This is a genomic window from Robertmurraya beringensis (assembly GCF_042433785.1).
Classification (GTDB): Bacteria; Bacillota; Bacilli; order Bacillales; family Cytobacillaceae; genus Robertmurraya_A; species Robertmurraya_A beringensis.
Genome location: NZ_JBHLUU010000073.1, coordinates 1 through 3,284 on the forward strand (window position 1 = coordinate 1; position 3,284 = coordinate 3,284).

A 3,284-nucleotide genomic window follows, 5' to 3' on the forward strand; every position below is an offset into this window, starting at 1 on the left:
TGTTACTGACGTTTTATTTTGGCAAGAAATTGTCAGAAGCATTTGTCCACAATCTGACGGAAATATTGACCGAAAGAAAGGGGAAGCCCACAACTTTCTTTAGCTTCCCCTTTATCTAAATATCAACCTGATAGGTTTCGTTTTGTTTTAAATAAAATTTTGTTTCATTTCTACCAACGATAATATACCAATCCCTTCCTAGTTCCATACGGCAAGAAAGTTTCCTTCCATCTCCTAGGTGAAGATCAAACCAATCACCACAACGCACCTTGTAACCAGTATTGTCACCCCAGAAGACCACCCAACAATCGAGATCCTCATTATACTTCATATCTTTCCAGCGGCTCCTCATGACAGTTCCCCCTGAATAACATGCTTAATCATATGATCATCAATGATACGTCGCCCATTTTGAGCTCCATACAGGAGGCTGTGAGTACATACTTTATTAATAAGCCGTGGGGTGCCCCCAGAAAACCGATGAATTTCTTCCAATGCCCCATCTGAGAAGATTTGTTGTTCAATTCCTGCATATTCTAGATGTCGTGAGACATATGCATCTACTTGTGCGCGATCATAGTGACTTAATTTAAACTGAATATCGATTCTTTGACGTATGGCAGAGTATGATTGAAGACGCAGACGATCCCATAATTCACTTTGTCCTACAAGGATAAGAGCCATCGGGCTTTGTGCATCCATCTTGAAGTTGAGTAAAAATCTGACCTCTTCAAGCATTTCACGATCTAATAGGTGTGACTCATCAACCACAACTACAGGCTGAATTCCATGAATACCTCTCATTAATTCAATTTCTCGATGAAGCTGTCGTTTGGCATCGCCTCTATAGAACTTCGATTCCGCTCCTAGCTGTTCTAACAAACCTTTATAAAAATGCCTTGGTGTTAGTTTTGAATCGGATAAATAAAGCACTTGATATTTCCCTTGATCAAGGCCATCTACAAATTTCCTAAGTGTGGTTGTTTTCCCAGTCCCGCAATCCCCAGTTAAAACGGCAAATAGCTGCCTCTCTGCCGTATACTTTAATCGGCCCAAAACTTCTTGCATCGTAATGGAATCATAAAGTTGAGTAGTAGGTACATCTCTTGTAAAAGGGGTATGTTTCATTCCATAAAAACCCTCAAACATCTTCGCCATCCTCCTTCCAAACAGCACGGAAAGAAACGGCTGGAGCTTGTTCGATTTTTCTTTCTTTGTGTTTCTGTTCGGCAGCTTTAAGTAATCTGGAAGAATCAGCTTCAGGTGACTGGAGGTGTGAAGGCAATGGTGGTCGCTTTCCAGATCTTTCTCCAATCACAAGCTTTTTTGCTCTCCAAGGGGAATAACCCTCATATTCAATTGTTAGCTCCTCCAAATCCGCTGGATCATAGACAACATCTACTTGACGACCAATAAAAGAAAGACCAACCTCATATTTCTGATCCATAAAACTAATACACCCTGACTTATCTACTTTCCTCGTCTCACAATGCAAGAAAGCATTCGCTAGTTTATCAGGATCAATAAATCGAAGTGCTTTTTTATCGCTTCGAAAAGCAGTTTCAGGGCTAATGTTCTCATCAAGACCAGAATGGGGTTTATTTTGATAACATTCTGAAAGCCATACTTGAAAAAGCTCATTCAATCGATCTAAGGAATTAGGCTTATCAAGGGCAGCTTCACCCAAAAAAGAATCTACAACTCTATTAAAGCGTTCAACTTTGCCTTTTGACTCAGCCGCATACGGTTTTGCATAGATCAGTCTTGTCCCTAATTTAGAACAAGTACGAGACATCCACTTGGTTCGATACTGTTTTCCATTATCAAAGTAAACGGCTTCAGGGACACCATATTTTTGAATTGCATTTCGAAAAGCATCCTCTATAATCCTAGAATCAAGGGTAGGATAGAAGGCTCCATGCAGAATAAATCGAGTTGCGTCGTCTATTATAGCGACTAAGTAGACCTGCTTCTTGATCCCATTTGGCCCAATGGGTAAATAAGGTCCAAATTTTATATCTGATTGCCACAGCTGGTTACGGTGACGCTTTTGAAATCGTCTGGCTGCTACCCCTGATTGAGAGTAGAGCCTCATTTGCCGAGAACTGTATCCTCTTTCAGTTAACTTTTCTTGAAGAGTAGATCGTTTTAGCTGCCCTGGTTGTGCTAAGCCCTCCCACTCTAGTATTTGAATAATTTGTGCAACACTTCTAGTAGGAGCTTCTTTTCGAAGGAGAATCGCTTGTTCCAATAAATGCGGAGGAATGGCCTCTTTTTTCATTTTTCCCTGGATTCCTTTTGGCTTTAGCCCTTTAAAACTTTCATTGCGATACTGCTCAAGGTAACGTCTAATTGTCCTTTCAGAAAGACCGCTGGTCTTACATATATGGTTTTTCAATTCCTTTGCTTTTCCAGCATCTAGCCCTTCCGCCAAAAGAGGGGCAATAAGCTGGAACCTTTGTACTGCGATTTCTTCTGCCTTTTTTTGATCTCTCATGATAACACTCCTTTACAAATGTGATTATCATGAGTGTAAATCAGCTATCTTCGGACAAGAATGCAGAACGGGTATGTACCCATAAATTTAAATTCACTATCGGACGGACAATTCTCTCCAGCCATCTGGTGGCATTTCCAACCAGTCGTCCTATTCTATGAAGTGCAGTCTCTGAATTTGCGGACGTCAAATTCAAAGGGACCTTATCCTGTTTGGTTCGAAGCACAATGGATAAGAGGCAATTTGCCCAGTAATCTACGAAATTATTAAACCATTTAAACCAACGAAATAAAGTAGATTCATCAGCTGGAACATCATGTGTAGAAGGGTTCGAAAGAACCGACTCTATACACTCTGCCTTATATCTCTTATATGGAACTAAGAAATCTGGTAATTCATGATGAATCCGGCCGCATTGATCACAACCTAAACGCCGGATATTATATATTTTTGTCTCTCCAGAACTTTCTTTTGATTTTCTTTCCCTAGTACCAGTTACGCTCATGTCTTTCCCGCAACAGGGCGAAGGAATCCTCCCCGCACCTCTAACCAAAAACTCCATTGTTTTCAATTAGTTTATAATCTGATACAATAATCATATGGTTTTTTTAGGGGACGTCTCCCGTATATCTGTTGGCGCAGATATACATTATGGGAGGCGTCTTTTCCTTTCTCCAGAATTATAAATGTCAAAATGTTTCGAATTATGCACACATGGACATTATAACCGTCAAATTCTGGACAGGCAACACCGTCAACTATCGGTCATTTTGGGATGGCAATAACA

General features: G+C 40.4%; 4 protein-coding genes. All 4 read right to left on the reverse strand.

Going from position 1 to position 3,284, the window contains the following annotated elements:
- Window positions 1-115 precede the first annotated feature (115 nt).
- Genes ACFFHF_RS12060 through ACFFHF_RS12075 form a run of 4 tightly spaced genes read right to left on the reverse strand, consistent with a single transcriptional unit; the run spans window position 116 to window position 3,059 of the window.
- The gene (locus ACFFHF_RS12060; RefSeq protein WP_251524393.1) at window positions 116-352 is read right to left on the reverse strand and encodes a DUF5348 domain-containing protein; all 237 of its coding nucleotides are present in this window, start codon (window positions 350-352) and stop codon (window positions 116-118) included.
- Entirely contained in the window at window positions 349-1,149 is an 801-nt protein-coding gene (locus tag ACFFHF_RS12065; RefSeq protein ID WP_251524396.1) for an ExeA family protein, read from the reverse strand. Before ACFFHF_RS12065 ends, ACFFHF_RS12060 begins: the two co-directional genes overlap by 4 nt.
- Window positions 1,142-2,497 carry a DDE-type integrase/transposase/recombinase gene (locus ACFFHF_RS12070; protein WP_340905169.1) on the reverse strand — a complete coding sequence of 452 codons (1,356 nt, stop codon included), beginning with the start codon at window positions 2,495-2,497 and terminating at the stop codon, window positions 1,142-1,144. Before ACFFHF_RS12070 ends, ACFFHF_RS12065 begins: the two co-directional genes overlap by 8 nt.
- A gap of 40 nt (window positions 2,498-2,537) precedes the next feature.
- Window positions 2,538-3,059, reverse strand: coding sequence for a DUF6431 domain-containing protein (locus ACFFHF_RS12075; RefSeq protein ID WP_285852449.1), 522 nt, complete (start codon window positions 3,057-3,059; stop codon window positions 2,538-2,540).
- Window positions 3,060-3,284: the final 225 nt, after the last annotated feature.